General features: G+C 69.9%; 19 protein-coding genes. 11 read left to right on the top strand and 8 right to left on the bottom strand.

What is annotated here, in order from left to right:
• Positions 1 to 17 precede the first annotated feature (17 nt).
• From upp to AB0C33_RS23285, 5 genes are all read left to right on the top strand, one after another.
• The gene (upp, locus tag AB0C33_RS23305; RefSeq protein WP_352362215.1) at positions 18 to 656 is read left to right on the top strand and encodes a uracil phosphoribosyltransferase; all 639 of its coding nucleotides are present in this window, start codon (positions 18 to 20) and stop codon (positions 654 to 656) included.
• Positions 657 to 866: 210 nt separating this feature from the next.
• The gene (locus AB0C33_RS23300) at positions 867 to 1,091 is read left to right on the top strand and encodes a hypothetical protein (RefSeq protein ID WP_352318442.1); all 225 of its coding nucleotides are present in this window, start codon (positions 867 to 869) and stop codon (positions 1,089 to 1,091) included.
• A gap of 252 nt (positions 1,092 to 1,343) precedes the next feature.
• Complete coding sequence (locus AB0C33_RS23295; RefSeq protein ID WP_352318446.1) at positions 1,344 to 1,877, top strand: PH domain-containing protein; 534 nt, start codon at positions 1,344 to 1,346, stop codon at positions 1,875 to 1,877.
• A gap of 96 nt (positions 1,878 to 1,973) precedes the next feature.
• Positions 1,974 to 3,317 carry a helix-turn-helix transcriptional regulator gene (locus AB0C33_RS23290; RefSeq protein WP_358291269.1) on the top strand — a complete coding sequence of 448 codons (1,344 nt, stop codon included), beginning with the start codon at positions 1,974 to 1,976 and terminating at the stop codon, positions 3,315 to 3,317.
• 100 nt (positions 3,318 to 3,417) lie between these two features.
• Positions 3,418 to 4,092, top strand: coding sequence for a FadR/GntR family transcriptional regulator (locus AB0C33_RS23285; RefSeq protein WP_357693399.1), 675 nt, complete (start codon positions 3,418 to 3,420; stop codon positions 4,090 to 4,092).
• Between the two features lie 7 nt (positions 4,093 to 4,099).
• Here AB0C33_RS23285 and AB0C33_RS23280 read toward each other — a convergent pair whose 3' ends face one another.
• Positions 4,100 to 4,942: an SDR family oxidoreductase gene (locus AB0C33_RS23280; RefSeq protein WP_358291267.1), complete on the bottom strand. Its 843-nt coding sequence runs from the start codon at positions 4,940 to 4,942 to the stop codon at positions 4,100 to 4,102.
• Entirely contained in the window at positions 4,939 to 5,226 is a 288-nt protein-coding gene (locus AB0C33_RS23275) for an antibiotic biosynthesis monooxygenase (protein ID WP_352318454.1), read from the bottom strand. Before AB0C33_RS23275 ends, AB0C33_RS23280 begins: the two co-directional genes overlap by 4 nt.
• A 62-nt stretch (positions 5,227 to 5,288) precedes the next feature.
• Here AB0C33_RS23275 and AB0C33_RS23270 point away from each other — a divergent pair, with 62 nt between their 5' ends.
• Positions 5,289 to 5,744 carry a helix-turn-helix domain-containing protein gene (locus AB0C33_RS23270; protein ID WP_358291265.1) on the top strand — a complete coding sequence of 152 codons (456 nt, stop codon included), beginning with the start codon at positions 5,289 to 5,291 and terminating at the stop codon, positions 5,742 to 5,744.
• A 7-nt stretch (positions 5,745 to 5,751) separates the two neighbouring features.
• Here AB0C33_RS23270 and dnaN read toward each other — a convergent pair whose 3' ends face one another.
• From dnaN to AB0C33_RS23255, 3 genes are all read right to left on the bottom strand, one after another.
• On the bottom strand, positions 5,752 to 6,849 hold the full coding sequence (gene dnaN, locus AB0C33_RS23265; RefSeq protein WP_358291263.1) for a DNA polymerase III subunit beta: 1,098 nt from the start codon (positions 6,847 to 6,849) through the stop codon (positions 5,752 to 5,754).
• Positions 6,850 to 6,973: 124 nt separating this feature from the next.
• Positions 6,974 to 7,627 (bottom strand): response regulator transcription factor, encoded by a 654-nt coding sequence (locus AB0C33_RS23260; RefSeq protein WP_358291261.1) that lies wholly within the window; start codon positions 7,625 to 7,627, stop codon positions 6,974 to 6,976.
• Positions 7,627 to 9,045 (bottom strand): histidine kinase, encoded by a 1,419-nt coding sequence (locus tag AB0C33_RS23255; protein WP_358291259.1) that lies wholly within the window; start codon positions 9,043 to 9,045, stop codon positions 7,627 to 7,629. The genes AB0C33_RS23260 and AB0C33_RS23255 overlap by 1 nt, the downstream gene beginning before the upstream one ends.
• 109 nt (positions 9,046 to 9,154) lie before the next feature.
• Between AB0C33_RS23255 and AB0C33_RS23250 the strand changes: the two genes are divergently transcribed.
• Positions 9,155 to 10,060 carry an ABC transporter ATP-binding protein gene (locus AB0C33_RS23250; RefSeq protein WP_358291257.1) on the top strand — a complete coding sequence of 302 codons (906 nt, stop codon included), beginning with the start codon at positions 9,155 to 9,157 and terminating at the stop codon, positions 10,058 to 10,060.
• Entirely contained in the window at positions 10,057 to 10,788 is a 732-nt protein-coding gene (locus AB0C33_RS23245; RefSeq protein ID WP_358291255.1) for an ABC transporter permease, read from the top strand. The genes AB0C33_RS23250 and AB0C33_RS23245 overlap by 4 nt, the downstream gene beginning before the upstream one ends.
• A 5-nt stretch (positions 10,789 to 10,793) precedes the next feature.
• On the opposite strand, the gene AB0C33_RS23240 is transcribed toward AB0C33_RS23245, so the two are convergent.
• Entirely contained in the window at positions 10,794 to 11,705 is a 912-nt protein-coding gene (locus AB0C33_RS23240) for an SMP-30/gluconolactonase/LRE family protein (RefSeq protein WP_358291253.1), read from the bottom strand.
• Positions 11,706 to 11,761: 56 nt separating this feature from the next.
• Here AB0C33_RS23240 and AB0C33_RS23235 point away from each other — a divergent pair, with 56 nt between their 5' ends.
• On the top strand, positions 11,762 to 12,193 hold the full coding sequence (locus tag AB0C33_RS23235) for an Lrp/AsnC family transcriptional regulator (RefSeq protein ID WP_352362236.1): 432 nt from the start codon (positions 11,762 to 11,764) through the stop codon (positions 12,191 to 12,193).
• Between the two features lie 9 nt (positions 12,194 to 12,202).
• Complete coding sequence (soxR, locus tag AB0C33_RS23230; RefSeq protein WP_358291251.1) at positions 12,203 to 12,709, top strand: redox-sensitive transcriptional activator SoxR; 507 nt, start codon at positions 12,203 to 12,205, stop codon at positions 12,707 to 12,709.
• On the opposite strand, the gene AB0C33_RS23225 is transcribed toward soxR, so the two are convergent.
• Positions 12,675 to 13,130 (bottom strand): universal stress protein, encoded by a 456-nt coding sequence (locus AB0C33_RS23225; RefSeq protein ID WP_358291249.1) that lies wholly within the window; start codon positions 13,128 to 13,130, stop codon positions 12,675 to 12,677. The two genes, soxR and AB0C33_RS23225, sit on opposite strands and share 35 nt — an antisense overlap.
• 105 nt (positions 13,131 to 13,235) lie before the next feature.
• Complete coding sequence (locus AB0C33_RS23220; protein ID WP_358291247.1) at positions 13,236 to 17,366, bottom strand: replicative DNA helicase; 4,131 nt, start codon at positions 17,364 to 17,366, stop codon at positions 13,236 to 13,238.
• 284 nt (positions 17,367 to 17,650) lie between these two features.
• Here AB0C33_RS23220 and AB0C33_RS23215 point away from each other — a divergent pair, with 284 nt between their 5' ends.
• A complete protein-coding gene (locus tag AB0C33_RS23215) occupies positions 17,651 to 18,952 on the top strand; it encodes an MATE family efflux transporter (RefSeq protein WP_358291245.1) in 1,302 nt (433 codons plus the stop codon).
• Positions 18,953 to 19,046 lie beyond the last annotated feature (94 nt).

Here is a 19,046-nt window from a genome sequence, read left to right as displayed (position 1 = left end):
GGATACCGTTGGGCGCTATGGAAACCCTCGTCGTCGACCATCCGCTCGTGGCCCACAAGCTCACCACGCTGCGCGATGTCCGCACCGACTCCCCGACCTTCCGCAGGCTCGCGGACGAGTTGGTGACGCTGCTGGCGTACGAGGCGACGCGCGACGTCCGGGTCACCGACGTCACCGTCCAGACCCCGGTCTCCCCCGCCCACGGCGTGCGCCTGGCCAAGCCCCAGCCGCTCGTCGTGCCCATCCTGCGCGCCGGGCTCGGCATGCTCGACGGCATGACCCGGCTGCTGCCCACCGCCGAGGTCGGCTTCCTCGGCATGATCCGCAACGAGTCCACCCTCCAGGCCGAGACGTACGCCACCCGCCTGCCCGACGACCTGTCGGGGCGTCAGTGCTTCGTCGTCGACCCGATGCTCGCCACCGGCGGCACGCTCGCCGCGGCCGTGCAGTTCCTGTTCGACCGGGGCGCGGTCGACGTCACGGCCATCTGCCTGCTGGCCGCCCCCGAGGGCCTGGCGTACATGGACAAGGTGTTCGCCGGCTCCGGCAAGCCCATCCGCGTGGTCACCGCCGCCCTCGACGAGCGCCTCAACGAGAACGGCTACATCGTCCCCGGCCTCGGCGACGCCGGCGACCGCCTCTACGGCGTGGTCTGACCCTTCCATCGGCCCCCCTTCTCCTTACGCTGGGTCGTCACTTCGTTACATACTGTGGTTGGGTGGGTACGAAGAGACAGGAAGGGAACTTCCGCATGCGCGTGGGGGAAGCACGATGAGCGACATGCCCGGTGCCGAGGAGTCCTCGTGAACGAGCGACCGACCGGCAACAGCAGCGCCCCGTCTCATGCGACCAGCACAGGAGGGCGCATGAGCGAGCACACCGAGGCCGACCCGACCCCGTACGCGGAGGTCGAGGCCGCGCTGCGCGACGAGTTCGCCGGCGTGCATTCCTCCACCACCGTAACCCGCTGTGTGGAAGCAGCGCACTACGGCGCGCTGGAGGTCACCGGCTATGCGCATCCGAGCCTTGTGGAGCGCATCGCCCGGAAGCACCTTCACGTCCTGGCGCTGGTCGCCAGCGAACGTGGCTAAGCAAGATCAAAACTAACCCGCCAAGTTACCTTTACCCCGGCTACCGGGTGGGTAATGTATACGGCGGGTGGAGTGGGTTAGTGGCACGGAGGCGACAGTGCAGGTCAAAAAAGTCCTCACATACAGTGGGATCGCATTTGTGGCGTACTACCTGTTCGCACGACCAGCTGATGCCGCAGACGCGGTGAAGGGGGCGTTCGACACGGTGTTCAACGCGGCCGACTCTCTGGCCCAATTTGTGAACAACCTCGCATGAGACTGGTGACCCACGGGGACTCTGCTCCGTCGTCGGTCAACCGCTACCTCCTCCCCAACGAACAACAGGTCATCATGGTGCGGCGTCATCCCGCCGTGCTGCTGCGCCCGGTCGCCGAGGTCTTCGGCGGCCTGGTCATCGCCGGGCTCCTCAGCAAGTTCTTCGGTGGAGGGGAGTCCGGCGGCACGGCGCTCGTCGTGGTGTGGTGGCTGTGGCTGCTGCTGCTCGTGCGTTTCGTGTGGAAAGTCGCGGAGTGGTCGGTCGATTACTTTGTGGTGACGTCCAAGCGGATGCTGCTCACCACCGGGTTGATCACGCGCAAGGTCGCGATGATGCCGCTCGGCAAGGTCACCGACATGAGCTTCCAGCGATCTCTCCTGGGCCGCATGCTCGGTTACGGCGAGTTCATCCTCGAGTCCGCTGGTCAGGACCAGGCTCTGTCAACGGTCGAGTACATTCCGTATCCGGAGACCCTCTACCTGGAGGTCTGCCAGATGCTTTTCCCCAGCAAGGACGACAGCGACGATTAATCTCCGCGCGGCAAATTCTTCACGCGGGGATACCAGATTCGGCTACTTCATGCAATCATTGCGTGTTGTTGACCCTTCCCCGCCTTGAGAGATGAGATGCCGAGTCAGGGAACCATCGGTGACCGCGTCCGTGGACTGCGGCTGAACAGGCGGATGTCTCAGGCCCAGTTGGCCGGACCCGACCTGTCTGACAGTTATGTCTCGCTCATCGAGTCGGGCAAGCGTACGCCGACTCCTGTCGTGGCCCGCCTCCTCGCCGAGCGGCTGGGATGCACCACCGAGTTCCTCCTGCACGGCATCGAGCCGCGGCAACGCATCGACACCGAGCTGGGTCTTCGCCATGCCGAGCTGGAGCTTCAGCACGGCGACCCCGCGGTGGCGGCCGACCGCTTCACGGAGATCGTGAAGGCGGCCGACGAGGAGAACGCCATGCTCACCGCGCACGCCCGCTTCGGCAGGGCCCGTGCGCTGGAGGTCCAGGGGCGTCTCGGCCAGGCCGTCGAGGCGTTCGAACGGCTGCGCAGGGAGGCCGCCGCGCATCCCGAGCGGCTGGCCGACCTGCCGCTCACGATCGCGCTGAGCCGCTGCTACCAGCGGGCCGGCGACCGGCTGAGGGCTCGCGACCTGGCCGCGGCCGCGCTGGAGCAGGCCGAGCGGCTGTCCATCTCGCAGGGCGAGATCGCGATCGACCTGGCCACCGCTCTGGTCGAGGCGCGCAGCGAGCGTCAGGGCGACTCCCCCGAGCTCGAGTACGTCAAGCGGGTGCTGGACAACAGCGGCGTTCCTGAAGTTATGGACCGTTCCGAGGAGATCCACGCCCTGTGGCAGGCGAGCTCCGCCGCCGCCGCCGGTGAGGACTCCGCGCTGGCCGTGCGCCTGGCCGACGACGCCATCATGGCCGGTCGTCAGTCCCGGCTCGCGCTGCAGCTCGCGCGGGCGGCCATGCACTGGTCCAGGTTGGTCACCGCGCCGCTCGACGAGGCCGAGCGGCTGGCCGCCGCCGCGTCGCGGGCGTTCGCGTCCTCCCCCGGCAGCGTCCGCGAGCACGGCGAGAGCCTGGTCGCGCACGCTCGGGTGCGGCTGCGGGCGGGCGACCAGGCGGGTGCCGCCGAGCTGGCCACCACGGCGCTGGGGCTGGCCCACGACGGTTCGGGCACCACGCCGGCCGAGGCGAACCTGGTGCTCGCCACCGTCGCGCTCGACCTCGACGGCAGTGCCACGACGCAGCTCCGTACCGCGCACGAACTGCTCGACTCGCTCGACCGTCCGGTGTTCGGGTCCGACAGGCAGGCCGCCCGCTGCTGGCGCGAGCTGGGTGACCTTTACGGGAGGGTCGGGGCAAGAGCACAACAGACCGCCGCATATCGTAAAGCCCTTGAAGCTGCCGGAGTTCGCTCCGCGTTGGCAGGGGTGACGGTCGAGGCCACGGTCGCGCACTGAACCTCCGGGAGCTCCAGATTTGGACTTTTGAGTCTGGAATAATTAGGGTCGACCAGTCATTGACTCATAGGATGATTGGTTTCCCCGGAGGAGGCGGACTGTGAGTCTGCGTACGGCGCAGCGGGCTTCGCTCGTCGACCAGGTGATCGATCAGCTCAAGGAGCAGATCACCTCAGGGTCGTGGCAGATGAACGGCAAGATCCCCACCGAGACCGTGCTCGCCGAGCAGCTCGGAGTGGGGCGCAACACCGTTCGCGAGGCCGTGCGCGCGTTGACGCACGCCGGGCTGCTTGAGTGCCGTCAGGGGGACGGCACTTACGTCCGGGCGACCAGTGAGCTGTCCGGGGCGATGCTGCGCCGGCTGCGCCAGGCCGAGCAGCTGGAGATCCTTGAGGTGCGGCGCGCGCTGGAGGTCGAGTCCGCCCGGCTGGCCGCGACCCGCCGCACCGACGAGGACATCCGCCGCATCGAGGCCGCGCTGGCCGAACGTGACCGCGCCTGGGAGCTGGACGACCCCGACTTCTTCGTCGAGGCCGACCTCGCCTTCCACATGGCGGTCGCGCACGCCACCCACAATCTCGTGCTCATCGACCTCTACGAGGACTTCTCGGCGGCTCTGCGGGCCAGCATCACGGCCGCGGGCACGTCGTTCAACAAGAGCTACATCCCGCACGACGCCATCGCCCGCGCCATCGCCGCCGGCGACGCCACCGCGGCCGAGCGGGCCGGGCACGCGTGCATGGAGCACATCCTCATCGCCCTCACCGACGCCTGACCGGCCCTCATGCGGCGGGGCGCAGCTCGGCCGCATGGTCCTTGGCGAACTCGATGAAGCTGCGGCCCTGGCGGCCGGTCACGTCGGTGAAGGCCGTCGTCGTGAGGTCGCCCCAGTTCGCGGCGTACGCCGTGAGGTATTCCCTGGTGACGGCCGCGTCCCATTCGCGCAGGCCGGCGTCGAGCATCGAGCGGTAGGCGTCGTCGGGGGCGACCGGCTGGTAGGCGATCGGCGTGCCGTAGACCTCGGTCAGGGCGGTGGCCGCCTCCCCCATCGAGATGCTGGCCGGGCCCGTGAGGGTGTAGGTGCGGCCCTTGTGCGGCGCCGGGTCGCGCAGCACCGCGGCGGCGAAGTCGCCGATGTCGCGGACGTCGATCAGCCCGATCCGGCCCTCGCCCGTGCCACCGTAGAGGGTGTCGCCGGCCACCGAGCCGAGCAGGTTCTGCATGAAGAAGGCCGGGCGGATGACGGTCCAGTCGAGGCCCGAGGCGGCCAGCTCGACGTCGGAGAGCGCGTGAAGGCGGCCGTTGCGCGTGGGGGCGTCGTGCGCGGCTCCGATGGCCGACAGGCGCACGACGTGACGCACCCCCGCCTTCCGGGCCGCCCAGAGGGCGTTCATGCTCGCATGGGGCGCCTGGGGGCCCATGGCGGTCAGCAGCCACAGGGTGTCGACCCCCTCGAAGGCCGCGTCGAGCGTGGCAGGCTGGTCGAGGTCGCCGACGGCCACTTCGACGCCCTCGGGGGCCTTGGCCGCGTCGCGCACCAGGACGCGCACGTCGCTCAGGTCGCCCAGCGACTTCAGCACGGCCCCGGAGACGGTGCCGGTGGCACCGGTGATCAGGATGGTCATCGCAATGTCCCCTCTTCTGCAGAGATCAACTCGTCGATCAGGTCGAAGAACTTCTGGATGCCGGGCAGGTTCGCGCCCTTGGCACGGGAGGCGGCGAAGTCGTCGCCCGAGCGCCAGTCGACGATGTCCAGCCACTCGTCGTCGGACAGGCGGACCAGCCGGGCGCCGAGGAAGCCGGCGCGGTCGGCCGCGAAGTCGGCGAGCATGCCCGGACGAGCCGCCAGCAACTGGCCGGCGCGTTCCGGGGACACTCTGAATCTGGTGAGTTCCACCGTCGTGGTCATGGCATGACGATATAGTAAGAATCAGTGACAGTCAAAATCAGTGACTAATTGGAGGGCCGCACGTGCGCAGGAGTCATCGCAAGCAGGACGAACCAGATCTCGGCGTCCTGGCGGGGCGCACGCTCTTCGCCCTGCAGCGCGACCTGTTCGCCAAGCTGGCCGAGCAGGGCCATCCGGGGCTGCGGCCGCGGCACGGCGCCGTGCTGGCCTACCTGGACGAGGAGGGCAGCAGGGCGACCGACCTGGCCGCGCAGTCGGGGCAGCACAAGCAGGTGATCGGCACGCTGGTGGACGAGCTGGTCGCGCTCGGCTACGTGGAGCGGCAGCCCGACCCGGCCGACCGGCGGGCCAAGCTGATCGTGCCGACGGACAAGGCGCTGGACCACATGGTGAAGTCGGACGCGATCATCGCCGAGATGGAGGCCGCGCACGCACGGGCCGTGGGCGAGCAGGCGTACGCGGAGTTCAAGAGGGTCTTCAAGCTGGTCGCCGAGCGGCAGACGCTCGCGGCGGAGTGACGGCCGCTCAGGTCAGGCGCAACGACATGACGAGGTAGCGGAAGGCGGGCTGGGCATCGCCCGGCACGTCCTGGATGAGGGCGGGCCTGGTCGGCGACTCCATGTTGATCCTGGCCAGCTCGCCCTCGATGCCGGTCAGGCCGTCGAGCAGGAACTGCGACTGGAAGGCGATCTGGATGTCGTCGCCGCGCAGCTCACAGGGGACCACCTCGGTGCCGCGCCCGATGTCGCCGCCGCCCGCCTGGATCAGCACCTGGCCCTGCGTGAACGACAGCCGGATCGCGGTGTTGCGCTCGGCGACCAGGGCCACCCGCTTGATCGCGTTGACGAACGCAGTCACCGCGACGTCGGCCCTGATCGACCAGTCGGAGGTCAGCCTGGCCCGGTAGTCGATGAACTGCTCGTCGAGCAGGCGCACGGTGGTGCTGCGGCCGACGCTCTCGAACCCGGCCACGCCGTCGCCCATCGCGACCGACACCTCGCCGCCGCGCAGCGACTTGGCCACCTCGACCAGCACCTTCGCCGGCACCATGGCCGAGACGGCGACGTCGGGCGCGGCCGGACGCCAGGTGAAGTCGCGGGCGGCGATGCGGTAGCGGTCGGTGGAGGCCATCGCCACGGACTCGCCCTCGATGTCGACCCGGATGCCGGTGAGCATCGGCAGCGTGTCGTCGCGGCTGGCGGCGGGCGCGACCTGGTTCACCGCGGAGGCGAACACGCCGCCGCCGATCGCGCCGATGCTCGGGGGCATCGTCGGCAGGGCCGGGAAGTCCTCGACCGGCATCGTGATCAGCCCGAACTCGGCGCTTCCGCAGGTCAGCACGGCCTCGGCGCCTTCGGTGACGATCTCGACGTCTTCGGCCGGCAGGCTGCGGCTGATCTCGGCGAGCAGCCGGCCGGGGATGAGCACGCTTCCGGACTCGACGATGTCGGCGTCGACCAGGGCGCGCGCGGAGACGTCGTAGTCGAAGGCGGACAGGCTCAGCTCGTCGCCGGCCTCCAGCAGCAACCCGGAGAGTACGGGCACCACCGGGCGGCTGGGCAGGACTCTGGCGGCCCATGCCACCGCATCTGCCAGTACATCGCGGTTAACCCGGATCTTCACGAGGATCCACCCTTTCGTCGCGCCGTGCCTCTATGAAAATAGCCGCTCCCACCGACAACTCCGGCTGTGTCCGGGCACGGTTGGGCGCCCTGTGCACAATGGGCCTGGTGGGACCGGAAGGGCGTCAGGCGCGGCTGTTCAGGTAGGCAAGCACGGCGAGGACGCGGCGGTTGTCGTCGTCGGAGGGGGCCAGGCCGAGTTTGGTGAAGATGCCGGCCGTGTGCTTGGCGACGGCGCTCTCGCTGAGGAAGAGCCGCTGGGAGATCGCGGCGTTGGAGCGGCCCTCCGCCATGGCCTCCAGCACCTCGCGCTCGCGGGGCGTGAGCGCGGCCAGGGGCTCGTTCCTGGCGTTGCTGGCCAGCAGCTTGGCGATCACTTCGGGGTCCATCGCGGTGCCGCCTTCGGCCACCCTGCGCACGGCGTCGACGAACTGCTCCGCGTTGAACACCCGGTCCTTCAGCAGGTAGCCGATGCCGCCCGAGCCGTCGGCCAGCAGCTCGCGGGCGTAGAGCTGCTCGACGTGCTGCGACAACACCAGAACGGGCAGCCCTGGAATCTGCGCGCGGGCGGCCAGCGCGGCCTGCAGGCCCTCGTCGGTGAACGTGGGCGGCAGCCGTACGTCGACCACCGAGACGTCGGGACGCAGCTCCAGCAGGCCCTTCAGCAGCTCCGGCCCGCTCTCGACGGCGGCGACGACCGTGAAGCCGTGCGCCTGCAGCAGGTGGACCAGGCCGTCTCTGAGCAGGTAGAGGTCTTCGGCGACGAGCACCCGCTTCATCAGCAGGACCCCAGACCGCCGACGCGGCCGAGTACGAGGCTTCTGTTGTGGACGAGCCGGATGCGCATGGCCGCAATGTACATGAGCGTGCCGAGGGCGATGTTGGCCACGATCACCGGCCACTGCAGGGGCTCGGGCAGGTAGAGGGCCAGGAACCAGCTCCGCTCGTCGATGTGGAACGCCTTGAAGACGGCTGTGACGAGGCCCTGGGGGAAGATCGGGCACCAGGCCGTGCCGTACAGGACGGCGATCGTTGCGGCCTTCCTGGGAGGCAGCTTCGCCTGGTCGGCCTGCTCGGGCAGGACGTGCGGGATGTCCAGGGTGACGGTGGTGGGGCCGCCCGGCGGGCTGTGCAGGGCCAGCACGCCGTCGAAGGCGGCCAGGCGGCGTTCGATGCCGGTCAGGCCGCTGCCCTTGGCCGGGACGGCGCCGCCCATGCCGTCGTCGCTGACGGTGACGCGCAGGGCCGCGCCGTTGACGCTGATGTCGATGGCCACCGACTCGGCGCCGCTGTGCCGGGCCGCGTTGGCGAGCAGTTCGCTGATCGCGAAGTAGGCCGCCGCCTCCACCGGGGGTTCCAGGCGGTGGGGCAGCTCGACGTCCACCTTGACGCGCAGCGGGCTGTCCATGGCCAGGGCGCGTACGGCGTCGGCGAGGCCGCGTTCGGCCAGCACCGGCGGGTGGATGCCGCGGATGACGGTACGCAGCTCGGTCAGGGTCTCGGCGGAGGCGTCCCTGGTCTTGGCCAGCAGGGCCTTGGCGGCGGCCGGGTTGTCGTCGATGAGCTGCTCGACCGCGCCCAGCGTCATGCCGATGGCCACCAGGCGGGCCTGGGTGCCGTCGTGCAGGTCGCGTTCGATCCTGCGCATCTCGGCGGCCTGGGAGTCGGCGGCGAGGTTGCGCACCTGCCGCAGATGGGTGATCTGGACGGCCAGGCGGCTGGCGGAGGTGGCGCCGAGCAGCAGGCGGACGGTGAGGGCGTACAGACGCAGGCCGCGCGCCGGGAGCAGGACGAACAGCGGCAGGAGGCCGATCTTGACGATCGGGTCCAGCGTCAGCCAGAGCGTGTCGCGCCAGGTCGCCGGGTCGGTGAGCAGCCACTTGAACCGGTCGTTCCAGGCCGGCATGCGCGGCGACTTGTACAGCGTGCGGTCGACGCGGTAGAGGCCGTCAGCCATGGGGACCGGCGGCGGCGGCTCGGGCAGGTAGGGCGCCTCGATCTCGACGCCGGTCCAGGCGCGCAGGAGGCGCCGGTGCTGCTCGGCCGCCCGCCTGACCAGCCTGGCCTGCCACGGGAAGAAGAAGACCATCCCCAGGGCGAACGACAGCATGATCATGGCGCCGGCCAAGGGGATCAGCGCCACCTCGACCAGCAGCAGCGCGAACAAGACCGCGACCTGCCCGAACCGTTGAAGCATGCCCCCAGTCTGCGCCACCGTCGCCGCCGGGGACATTGCACCTAGATACACCCTTGCTCGGCATCTACCGAGATTCCCCGAAAAACCCGCAGCTCCTAGCGTCGATGCCATGAAGGTGATCGAAGTGCGGAACCTGCGCAAGCAGTATCCGAACCACCTCGCGGTGGACGACGTGTCTTTCGAGGTGGCCGAGGGCGAGATCTTCGGCATCCTCGGCCCCAACGGCGCCGGCAAGACCACGACCGTGGAGTGCGTGGCGGGCATGCGCCCGGCGGACGGCGGCACCGTACGCGTGGCGGCCCTGGACCCGCGGCGCGACCGGGACGAGCTGCGCCAGGTGCTCGGCATGCAGCTGCAGAGCGCCGCGCTGCCGGAGAAGATCAAGGTGTGGGAGGCCCTGGACCTGTACGCCTCCTTCTACCCCGACCCGGCCGACTGGCGGGAACTGCTCGAACACGTCGGTCTGGCGCACAAGCGGGACGCCGCCTTCAAGAGCCTCTCCGGCGGCCAGCGGCAGCGGCTGTCGGTCGCGCTGGCGCTGGTGGGCCGGCCGCGGGTGGCGATCCTCGACGAGCTGACCACCGGCCTCGACCCGCAGGCCCGCAGGGACACCTGGGAGCTGATCGAGCAGGTGCGCGACTCGGGCGTGACGATCGTGCTGGTCACCCACTTCATGGAGGAGGCCGAGCGGCTCTGCGACCGGCTCGCGCTCATCGACGCGGGCAAGGTGGTGGCCACCGACACGCCCGCGGGGCTGATCGCCCAGGTGGGGGCCGAGCAGCACGTGCGGTTCCGCCCCTCCGGCCCGCTGGACGACGCCGTGCTGCTGGCGCTGCCCGAGGTGCGCGAGGTCGTCCGGCACGGCGGTCAGGTCTCGGTGTCCGGCACCGGCAACCTCGCCCACGTGGTCACGCTGGCCCTGGCGCAGCACCAGATCATCCCGGCCGACCTGCGCATCGAGCAGGCGACCCTGGACGACGCGTTCCTCGCGCTCACCGGAAGGAAGATTTCATGAGGAAGATCCTGCTCGTGGAGGCCAAGCTGCACCTGCGCGACTGGCCGTTCATGATCTTCACCATCGGGTTGCCGGTCGGCCTGCTGCTGGTGCTGGGGCTCAGCGTGCCGGACATGACCAAGCCCGACGCCTCCGGGCTGCGGTCGGTGGACGCGCACATGCCGGCCATGATGACCCTGCTCGCGCTGCTGACGCTGGCCTGCAGCGTGCTGCCCACCGTGCTGGCCGGCTACCGGGAGCAGGGCGTGCTCAGGCGCATGTCCACCACGCCGGTGCATCCAGGACGGCTGCTGACCGTCCAGCTCCTGGTCAACCTGACCGTCGGGGCCGTGTCCACGGTCGTGCTGATCGTGGCCGGGATGGCGGCGTTCGGCACGTCGGCGCCCAGGCAGTGGCTCGGGTTCGTGCTGGTCTTCCTGCTCGGCACCGCCGCGCTGATGGCCATCGGCCTGGTGATCGCGGCGCTGGCGCCCAACGGGAAGGCGGCCTCGGGGATCGGGTCGGCGGTGATGTTCCCGCTCATGTTCGTCGGCGGCATGTGGCTGCCGCGCGAGATGATGCCGGACGCCCTGCGCAAGGTCAGCGACTTCTCCGTGGCCGGGCCGTTCGCCCAGGCGCTCAAGGACACCTGGGCGGGGCAGAGCCCCCAGCTCCTGCACCTGGTGGTGATGGCCGCGGGGCTGGCGGTGTTCGGGGGCCTGGCCGTGCGGCTGTTCCGGTGGGAGTAGGGACGTCAGCGGCGGGCCCAGACCGGGCGGGCGCCGGTGACGTTGGTCATCAGGGAGTAGAGCGAAGAGGAGGAGGCGATGAACAGCCGATTCCTCTTCAGCCCGCCGAACACCAGGTTCGCCGTGAACTCCGGCAGCCTGAGCCGGCCGATCAGGGTGCCGTCGGGGTCGTGGCAGAGCAGCGCCTTGCCGGCCGCGGCCCAGACGCGGCCGGTGTCGTCGAGGCGCATGCCGTCGAAGTTGTCGGCCTGGGTGCCCTCGGCGAAGACCCGGCCGCCCGACAGCGTGCCGTCCTCGCGCACCTCGAAGACGCGCAGGTGCCTGGCCCTGGTGTCGGCGACGTACAGGAGCTTCTCGTCGAGGGAGAAGGCCAGGCCGTTGGGGCGGACGAAGTCGTCGGCCACCACCCGCACCTCGCCGGTCACCGGGTCGGCGCGGTAGACGTGGCAGCCGTCGATCTCCTGCTCGGCCACGACGCCCTCGTAGTTGCTGGTGATGCCGTACGGGGGGTCGGTGAACCAGACCGAGCCGTCGGAGCGCACGACCGCGTCGTTGGGGCTGTTGAGGCGCTTGCCCTGCCAGCGGTCGGCGATGACGGTGATCGAGCCGTCGGGTTCGGTGCGGGTGACGCGGCGGTTGCCCTGCTCGCACGAGATCAACCGGCCCTCGCGGTCGAGGGTGTTGCCGTTGGTGTAGCCGGACGGCTGCCGGAACGGGCCGACGGCGCCGGTCATCTCGTCCCAGCGCAGCATGCGCTCGTTGGGGATGTCGCTCCAGACCAGGAAGCGGCCGGCCGGGAAGTAGACCGGGCCCTCGGCCCAGCGGGTGCCGGTGTGGAGGCGTTCGATCCGGTCGTCGCCGCCGATCGTGGCGAAACGCTCGTCCAGAACCTCGAACTCGGTGGGGATCGTGTCCATGGCGGCCACCATACGGCATTCGACCATTGCCACATTTCACCAGATAGCATTCGGTCATGGATGAGATCGACAGGACACTGATCGGGCTGCTGCTGGAAGACGCCACGCAGTCGTACGCCGCGCTCGGCAAGGCGGTGGGGCTGTCCAGCGGGGCCGCGCACGAACGCGTACGCAAGCTGCGCGAGCGCGGCGTGATCAGGCGCACCACGATCGAGGTGGACCAGGACGCCCTCGGCCGCACGGTGACCGCCTACGTGCTGGTGGACGGCGCGAGCTGGATGGGCGACAGCGCCGGCCTGCTGGCGCGGATCCCCGCCGTCGAGGAGGCCCACGTCATCGCCGGGCCCGCGTCGCTGCTGCTCAAGGTGCGCACGTCCAGCACCAAGGAGCTCCAGGACGTCCTGCGCCAGATCTTCGAGGTGGACGGCGTGACCGGCACCCAGACCGTCGTCGTGCTGGAGACGTTCTTCGAACGAACCCTCAAGTAAGCTTCAGGTATGGTCGCCTGGAACAGCAGAGAACTGACGGTCGGACAGCTCGCCGAGCGCAGCGGCGTGGCCGTCTCCGCGCTGCACTTCTACGAGGCCAAGGGGCTCATCGCCAGCCGCCGCACGGCCGGCAACCAGCGCCGCTACCACCGCGACACGCTGCGCAGGGTCGCCTTCATCCGGCTCTCCCAACGCCTCGGCATCCCTCTCGCGACCATCAAGGACGCGCTCTCCGAGCTGCCCGACGGGCGCACCCCCAACCGGGAGGACTGGGCCAGGCTGTCGGCCGCCTGGCGCGGCGAGCTCGACGACCGCATCGAACAGCTTCAGCGGCTGCGCGACGACCTGACCGACTGCATCGGCTGCGGCTGCCTGTCGCTCGACCGGTGCCCGGTGGCCAACCCCCGCGACCGGCTCGGCGAGGAGGGACCGGGCGCCCGTCGCATGGACACCCGGCTGTCCCCGCCCAAGGTCTGCTGCGTCACGCCTTCGGCTGCGCAACCGGCGGAACGATGAGCGTCGGCCGGTGGGCGTGGTGCAGCACATGGTTGGACACGCTGCCGAGCAGCACCGACCTGACCCCCGCCAGGCCACGCGAACCGGTCACGATGAGCGAGGCGTCCAGCTCGTCGGCCACGTCGACGATCGTCTTCCAGATCGACTCGTTGTCGGCGACCGCGCGGTAGCTCACCTCGGGCAGCCCGGCGGCGGCGGCCAGCTCGGCGCCTTCCTTGGCGTAGTACTCGGCCTGGGCCTGCCCCTCGGTCTCGGTCTCGGGGGAGATCGCCCCCGCCGCCAGCGGGTGCTTCCTGAGCTGCACGAGCAGCGGCTCCCACACGGTGACGACGACGGTCGGCTGGGCGGCCAGGTGCTTGGCGGCGAACTCGATGGCGCTGCGCGAGTCGGCCGAGCCGTCGTAGGCGATCAGGATGGTCATGGCGTTCTCCCCTTTGCTTCAGTCATCGGGTAAAGCGCCCCGATGATCGATCGCCATCCCTTCCGCGCTGTCTGGTTTGTCACACCTTGACCGGGCTTTCACGCCTTAGTGCTGGGCCATGTCCACGAAACGGCTGTAGTGCCCCTGGAAGGCCACGGTCACCGTGGCGGTGGGACCGTTACGGTGCTTGGCCACGATCAGGTCGGCCTCACCGGCCCGGGGGGACTCCCGCTCGTAGGCGTCCTCGCGATGCAACAGGATGACCATGTCGGCGTCCTGTTCGATGCTGTTGTGCACCGCGATGCCGTTGGCGACGAAGTTGTGGGTGCCGAGGACCGTGGCGTCGAACACCGGCTGGTCGCCCAGGCTCTCGATCGATGCGACCTCGTCCCAGAACACGTCGTTCGTCGCCAGCATCTCCATGTCGGCGTCGTCGAGGATCGAAGCCACCTTGCCCAGACGTTCCCGGCTCGGCGCGTGCTTCCACAACGTGCTGCCGCAGAACTGGGTGCCGAGCCGGGCGGAGAACTCCCGGTGAGTCATGCCGCGCTCCGACAGCACGCCGCGCACGCGGTCCCAGATCTCGCGGGGAACCGTGTCCAGATTGGTGTTGCCCTTGATCTCCCGCAGCCGGCCCGCGGACGCGTCCGCCTGCGCCGACCGCTCGCCGTGCACGCCCACCTCGTCCAGGAACCGCAGCTGGTTCTCGGCACCGTAGACGACCAACTGGTATCCGGGCCTGTGGCCGTCCTTCCGGACCTCCTTCACGCGGGTCATCACGTTGAACCGGAGGAGCAGCCGAGCCACGTCGTCGACCAGCCTGCGGCTCGTCGAGGCGTAGTAGATCCTCGACTGACCGCTCTTCGCGTCCCACCACACACAGCCATCGGTGGCCCACAGGTGCCGCAGGAACAGCGCGATCTGCTTCTTGGGCAGGGAGAAGACTCCATCAGGGACGAACTTCTCATGGCTCCGCAACCCGAAGAGCCCCAAGCCGTCCAGCCAGGCGGCGACGGGGTTGCGCCTGCCGTGAGTCAGCCGGTCGGGAGCCGGCAACCTCAAGGTGGTGACCCGTGCGGCAGCGTACTCATCGCGGACGGCACTGATCCCGAAGTGCTCGGCCGCCCGCGTCACCGCCGTCAGGCAGGCCTCGTCCGTGCTCGCGTAGCGGATCGGCTGACGCTTGACGAAGGAGCCGTCGCCGATCATGTGCGCGAGCAGCACGATCTCCGCCTCCGGCCACTCCTGGAGACCCTGCGGGGCCGGAACGTGGCGTGGGACCGCCAGCCGGGACCCGGTGGTCAGCTCACCCAGCGGCCGCCAGCCGTCGTAGGTCAGGAAGGGGTGGTTCGCGGTGGCCTCGATCTCACGTCCGGAGCGCAGACGCAGGCGGAAGACCTCCTTGACCCCGCTCGGGAAGGCGTGTGTCATCGTGCGCGGCACGAGCCGCAGCCGTTCGTCGAGCGACCACACCGGGATGTCGCGCGCGCCGCTCTCCAGCAGTTCGCCGATCGACACCTCGGCGCCGGTGTCGGCGCGCATGATGCGGGTGGCGGCGGTCAGGCAGCCCGACTCGCGAAGGTCGCTGACCGCTGGGCGCTTGTCCGTGCGCTGCTCGGGGCCTCGGTTGAGCTGGGAGATCGCGATGACCGGCACCTCCAGCTCCTTGGCCAGCAGCTTGATCGCACGGGAGATCTCCGAGACCTCGTTCTGGCGGCTCTCGGTCTTCTTCGGCGAGCTCATGAGCTGGAGGTAGTCGATGACCACGAACCGCAGGTCGTTGCGCTGTTTGAGGCGCCGGCACTTGGCCCGGATCTCCATCATCGACATGTTGGGCGAGTCGTCGATGAACAGCGGCGCCTCGGCCACCTCGCTCATCCTGCGCGCGAGGCGCGTCCAGTCGTCGTCGCCCATCATGCCCGAGCGCATCGCGTGCAGGGCGACCCTGGCCTCGGCGGACAGCAGACGCATGGTGATCTCGTTACGGGACATCTCCAGCGAGAAGATGACGGTGGTCATTCCATGCTTGATCGCCGCAGAACGTGCGAAGTCGAGGCCCAGCGTGCTGTTGTGGGTGGGAATGCAGGCCCGGCCGGCCAGGTACATGTGATCCGCGTTGTCGACCTCGACGCAGCGCACCGGACGGCTGTCGATCTTCCGCACATCGACGATGTAGCGGACCAGAGTCTTGGGATGGGTGGCGTCGACCTGCCTGGCCGCCTTCCTCGGCAGCCGGAAGAGCTTGTCGGAGGTCGTGAAATTGATCATGTAGCAGGTCGAGCTCTCCTCGGACCTGCCTCTGACCGGCTTGGTACGCATGGTCGCCTTGTAGCCGAGGCTCAGCACCAGCTCGTGCACGTCGGCGGCGAGACTCTTGCTGGTGACGGCGAACTGGATCTGCCCCGCGGCGCTGACGTAACCGTCGGAGTCGAGCAGCCCGGCCAGCAGGGCTCGTCGCTGCCCCTCGGAGGCCCGCAGGTAGCTCGCGGGGATGTGCTTGTCACCGAGAACGCCCAGAGTACGAAGGATGCCCTGGACGGTGCCGTGTTCGAAATGGCAGGCCTGACACCGCCGCAGCCCGCTTGAACGGCCGCCGCAGTCGGGACACGTGGGCGCGGCCACCGGCTCGGAGAGCGAACGGGCCCTCGCTCCGCAGCTCCTGCCACAGGTGCGGACCTGCGAGGTCTTGGGCACGAACCCGGCGCCGCACACCACGCATGTCCGCCGGGACGGCGGCGGCTCCGGAAGGGTCAGCTGGTAGGAGATCGAGGATCCCACGCGGGTGACCCGGACGCCCTCGGCTTCGATGTTCTCGATGATCTCCGGGTCGATGGTCGAGAACCGCGCGGCCGCGCTGTGGCCGTCGCCCAGCCACACGCCGAGCACGTACGGGGACAGCGGAAGCTCCCGCTCCTCCAGCGCGAACGGCGCGGCCACCGCCACCGCGTGGTTGGGGCGCCGGTCGGCGGTCGCGCAGCGGAGGGTGGCGGCGATCTCCTCCGTCGTCACGACCTGCTGGTGCTCCGCGGTGGTGGCGGCGTTCTTCGGCGTGGTGATCCGCGTGTGCAGAGCGCTGTAGAGCTCGCCCGCCCGATAGGCGGGGGCATGCCAGGAGTAGCTCCTGATCGGGCCGCCCACAGCGGTGAGAACCTTCTCCATGGGGCCCACTTGACGCTGGACGGTGTGGAGGACATTGCGGAACTCCTCCCCCACGGTCTCAAGGGCCTCGCGATGCGTCACCAGCCTGTCCGGATGTGCGGACGCCGCGTCGCGGGCCTCTTCGACCCGCCGGACCGCCTCCGCCGTCCAGTGGAAGGACGGCAGCGTGCCGGCCGCCTTCCTGGCCGCGCGCGTGGACGTACGCCACTGGTGCTGGGCGTCCGCGACGATCACCGTGCCGTCGCTGAACTCCACCTCGTAACACGGCCTGCCGTGCATCACGTCGGTCGCCGCGACCACTCTGGTCGGCCTGCCGTCGGCTCCGATCAGCTCGTCGCCGACCTCGACCTCGCCCATCGTCGTCCAGCCGGTCGGCGTGGGCAGCGGGGTGTCCAGGGCCAGCGCCTTGCCGATGGCCGGGCGGGCCGCCACGACGATCATCTGGCCTGGGTGGAGGCCGTTGGTGAGCTGGTCGAGGTCCTGGAAGCCGGTCGGGACGCCGACCATCTGGCCGCCGCGGCTGCCGATGGCCTCCAGCTCGTCGAGGGCGCCCGGCATGATGTCGGCCAGCGGCGCGTAGTCCTCCGACGTGCGGCGCTCGGTGACCTTGTAGATCTCCGCCTGGGCGCGGTCGACGAGGTCGTCGACCTCCTCGTTCTGGCCGCCGTAGCCGAAGGAGACGATGCGGGTGCCGGCCTCGATGAGGCGGCGCAGGATCGCCTGCTCGCGCACGATCTTGGCGTAGTAGCCGGCGTTGGCGGCCGTGGGGACGACCGCCGTGAGCGTGTGCAGGTAGGCTGCGCCGCCCACCCGGGCCATCTCGCCGCGTTTCTGCAGCTCGTCGAAGACGGTGACGGCGTCGGCGGGCTCGCCGCGGCCGTAGAGGTCGGTGATGACGTCGTAGACCATCTGGTGGGCGGGCCGGTAGAAGTCGTCGGACCGCAGGATCTCGACGACGTCGGCGATGGCGTCCTTCGACAGCAGCATGCCGCCGAGCACCGACTGCTCGGCCTCGATGTTGTGCGGCGGGGTGCGCTCGAAACCGGGGCCTCCGCCGCCCTCTTCGTCAATGCTCACCGCGCCCCCTCGAACAACCTCGCAGGCGGTCGCACCACCCCCACTTGTAGCCGACCGGTGTGACAGTTTCGCTCGTTCGGCGCGTGAGGGCAACGCGGCCTGTGGACAACGCTGTGGGTGAGCTGTGCACTATCGCGCCCAGGGTGTGAAAGCTCTGTGGACGAGCCTGGGGATAACTCTTTCGGATATGCACCGATCATCGTCTGACCTGGGCAAACAGTGTCCACCGACTGTGGAGGAAAGAAAGTTGGCCCGACACGCCGTGTAATGGCCATAATAGACAAATGCCCATTACACCCCGGGACCGGGAGATTCTGCGGCTCGCGCTGCCCGCGTTCGGCGCGCTGGTCGCCGAGCCGCTCTTCCTGCTCGCCGACTACGCCATCGTCGGCCACGGCCTCGGCACCACGGCGGTGGGCGCGCTGGGCGTGGCGGGGGCCGTCCTGGCGACGCTGGTGAACCTCTGCGTCTTCCTGGCGTACGGCACGACGGCGTCCGTGGCGCGGCAGAGCGGCGCCGGCAACCACGGGCGGGCCATGCGCAACGGCGTGGACGGCATCTGGCTCGCCCTGGCCATCGGCGTCGCGCTCATCGCCCTGGGCTGGCCGCTCGCACCGGCCATGGTGGACCTGTTCGGCGCCGGTCCCGACCAGGCCGCGCTGGCCGTGACGTACCTGCGGATCAGCCTGCTCGGCGCGCCCGGCATGCTGGTCGTGCTGGCCGGCACCGGGGTGCTGCGCGGCCTTCAGGACACCGTCACGCCGCTGGTGGTGGCCGTGGGCTCGTTCGCGCTGAACGCGGCGCTGAACGCCTGGTTCGTGCTCGGGCTGCATTGGGGCATCGCCGGGTCCGCCTGGGGCACCACGCTGGCCCAGACGCTGGGCGCGGCCGTCTACCTGGTCGTGGTGGTCCGGGGCGCGCGACGGCTCGGCACGCCGCTCATGCCCGACCTGGCGGGCGTCCGGCAGGCCGGTACGGCCGGTTTCGCCCTGCTCATCCGTACGGTGTGCCTGCGGATCGTGCTCATCGTGGGCACGGTGGTCGCCACCAGGATGGGCCAGGCCGAACTGGCCGCGTACGCCATCGCCGGCCAGGTGTGGAACCTGATGGCCTTCGCCCTGGACGCGATCGCGATCGCCGGCCAGGCCATCACCGGACGCTCGCTGGGCGCCGGTGACACGGTCGCCACCAGGGCCGCGACCAGGCGGATGATGCAGTGGGGCCTGTGGTCGGGCCTGGCGCTCGGCGTGGTGGTCGTGGCGGCCAGGCCGCTGCTGCCCGGCCTGTTCGGCGCCGACCCGGCCGTGACCGGCGAGCTGCTGGCCGTGTTGTGGCCGGTCGCGCTGTTCCAACCGATCTGCGGGGTGGTGTTCGTGCTCGACGGCGTGCTCATCGGCGCGGGCGACCAGCGCTACCTGGCCTGGGCCGGGGTGTGGACGACGCTGGCGTACCTGCCGGCGGCGTTCCTGGCCGCCGGGTTCGGCGTGGTCGCGCTCTGGTGCGCGCTCGGGGTGTGGATGATCGCCCGGTTGATCACCCTCGGGCGGCGCGCGGCCGGCACGGCCTGGCTGGTGACCGGCGCGTAGCCGATCCGACCAGCCGCGTCACCCCTTCGAACGCCCGGACGCCGGGCCACCGTAATCGTCCTGTGCTTGCCGTTGTCCAAGTGGTGAGACAGAG

Source organism: Nonomuraea sp. NPDC048881 (assembly GCF_040649795.1).
Classification (GTDB): domain Bacteria; phylum Actinomycetota; class Actinomycetes; order Streptosporangiales; family Streptosporangiaceae; genus Nonomuraea.
Note: the sequence above shows the minus strand (reverse complement) of the source record. Positions and strands in the feature narration are given on the sequence as shown.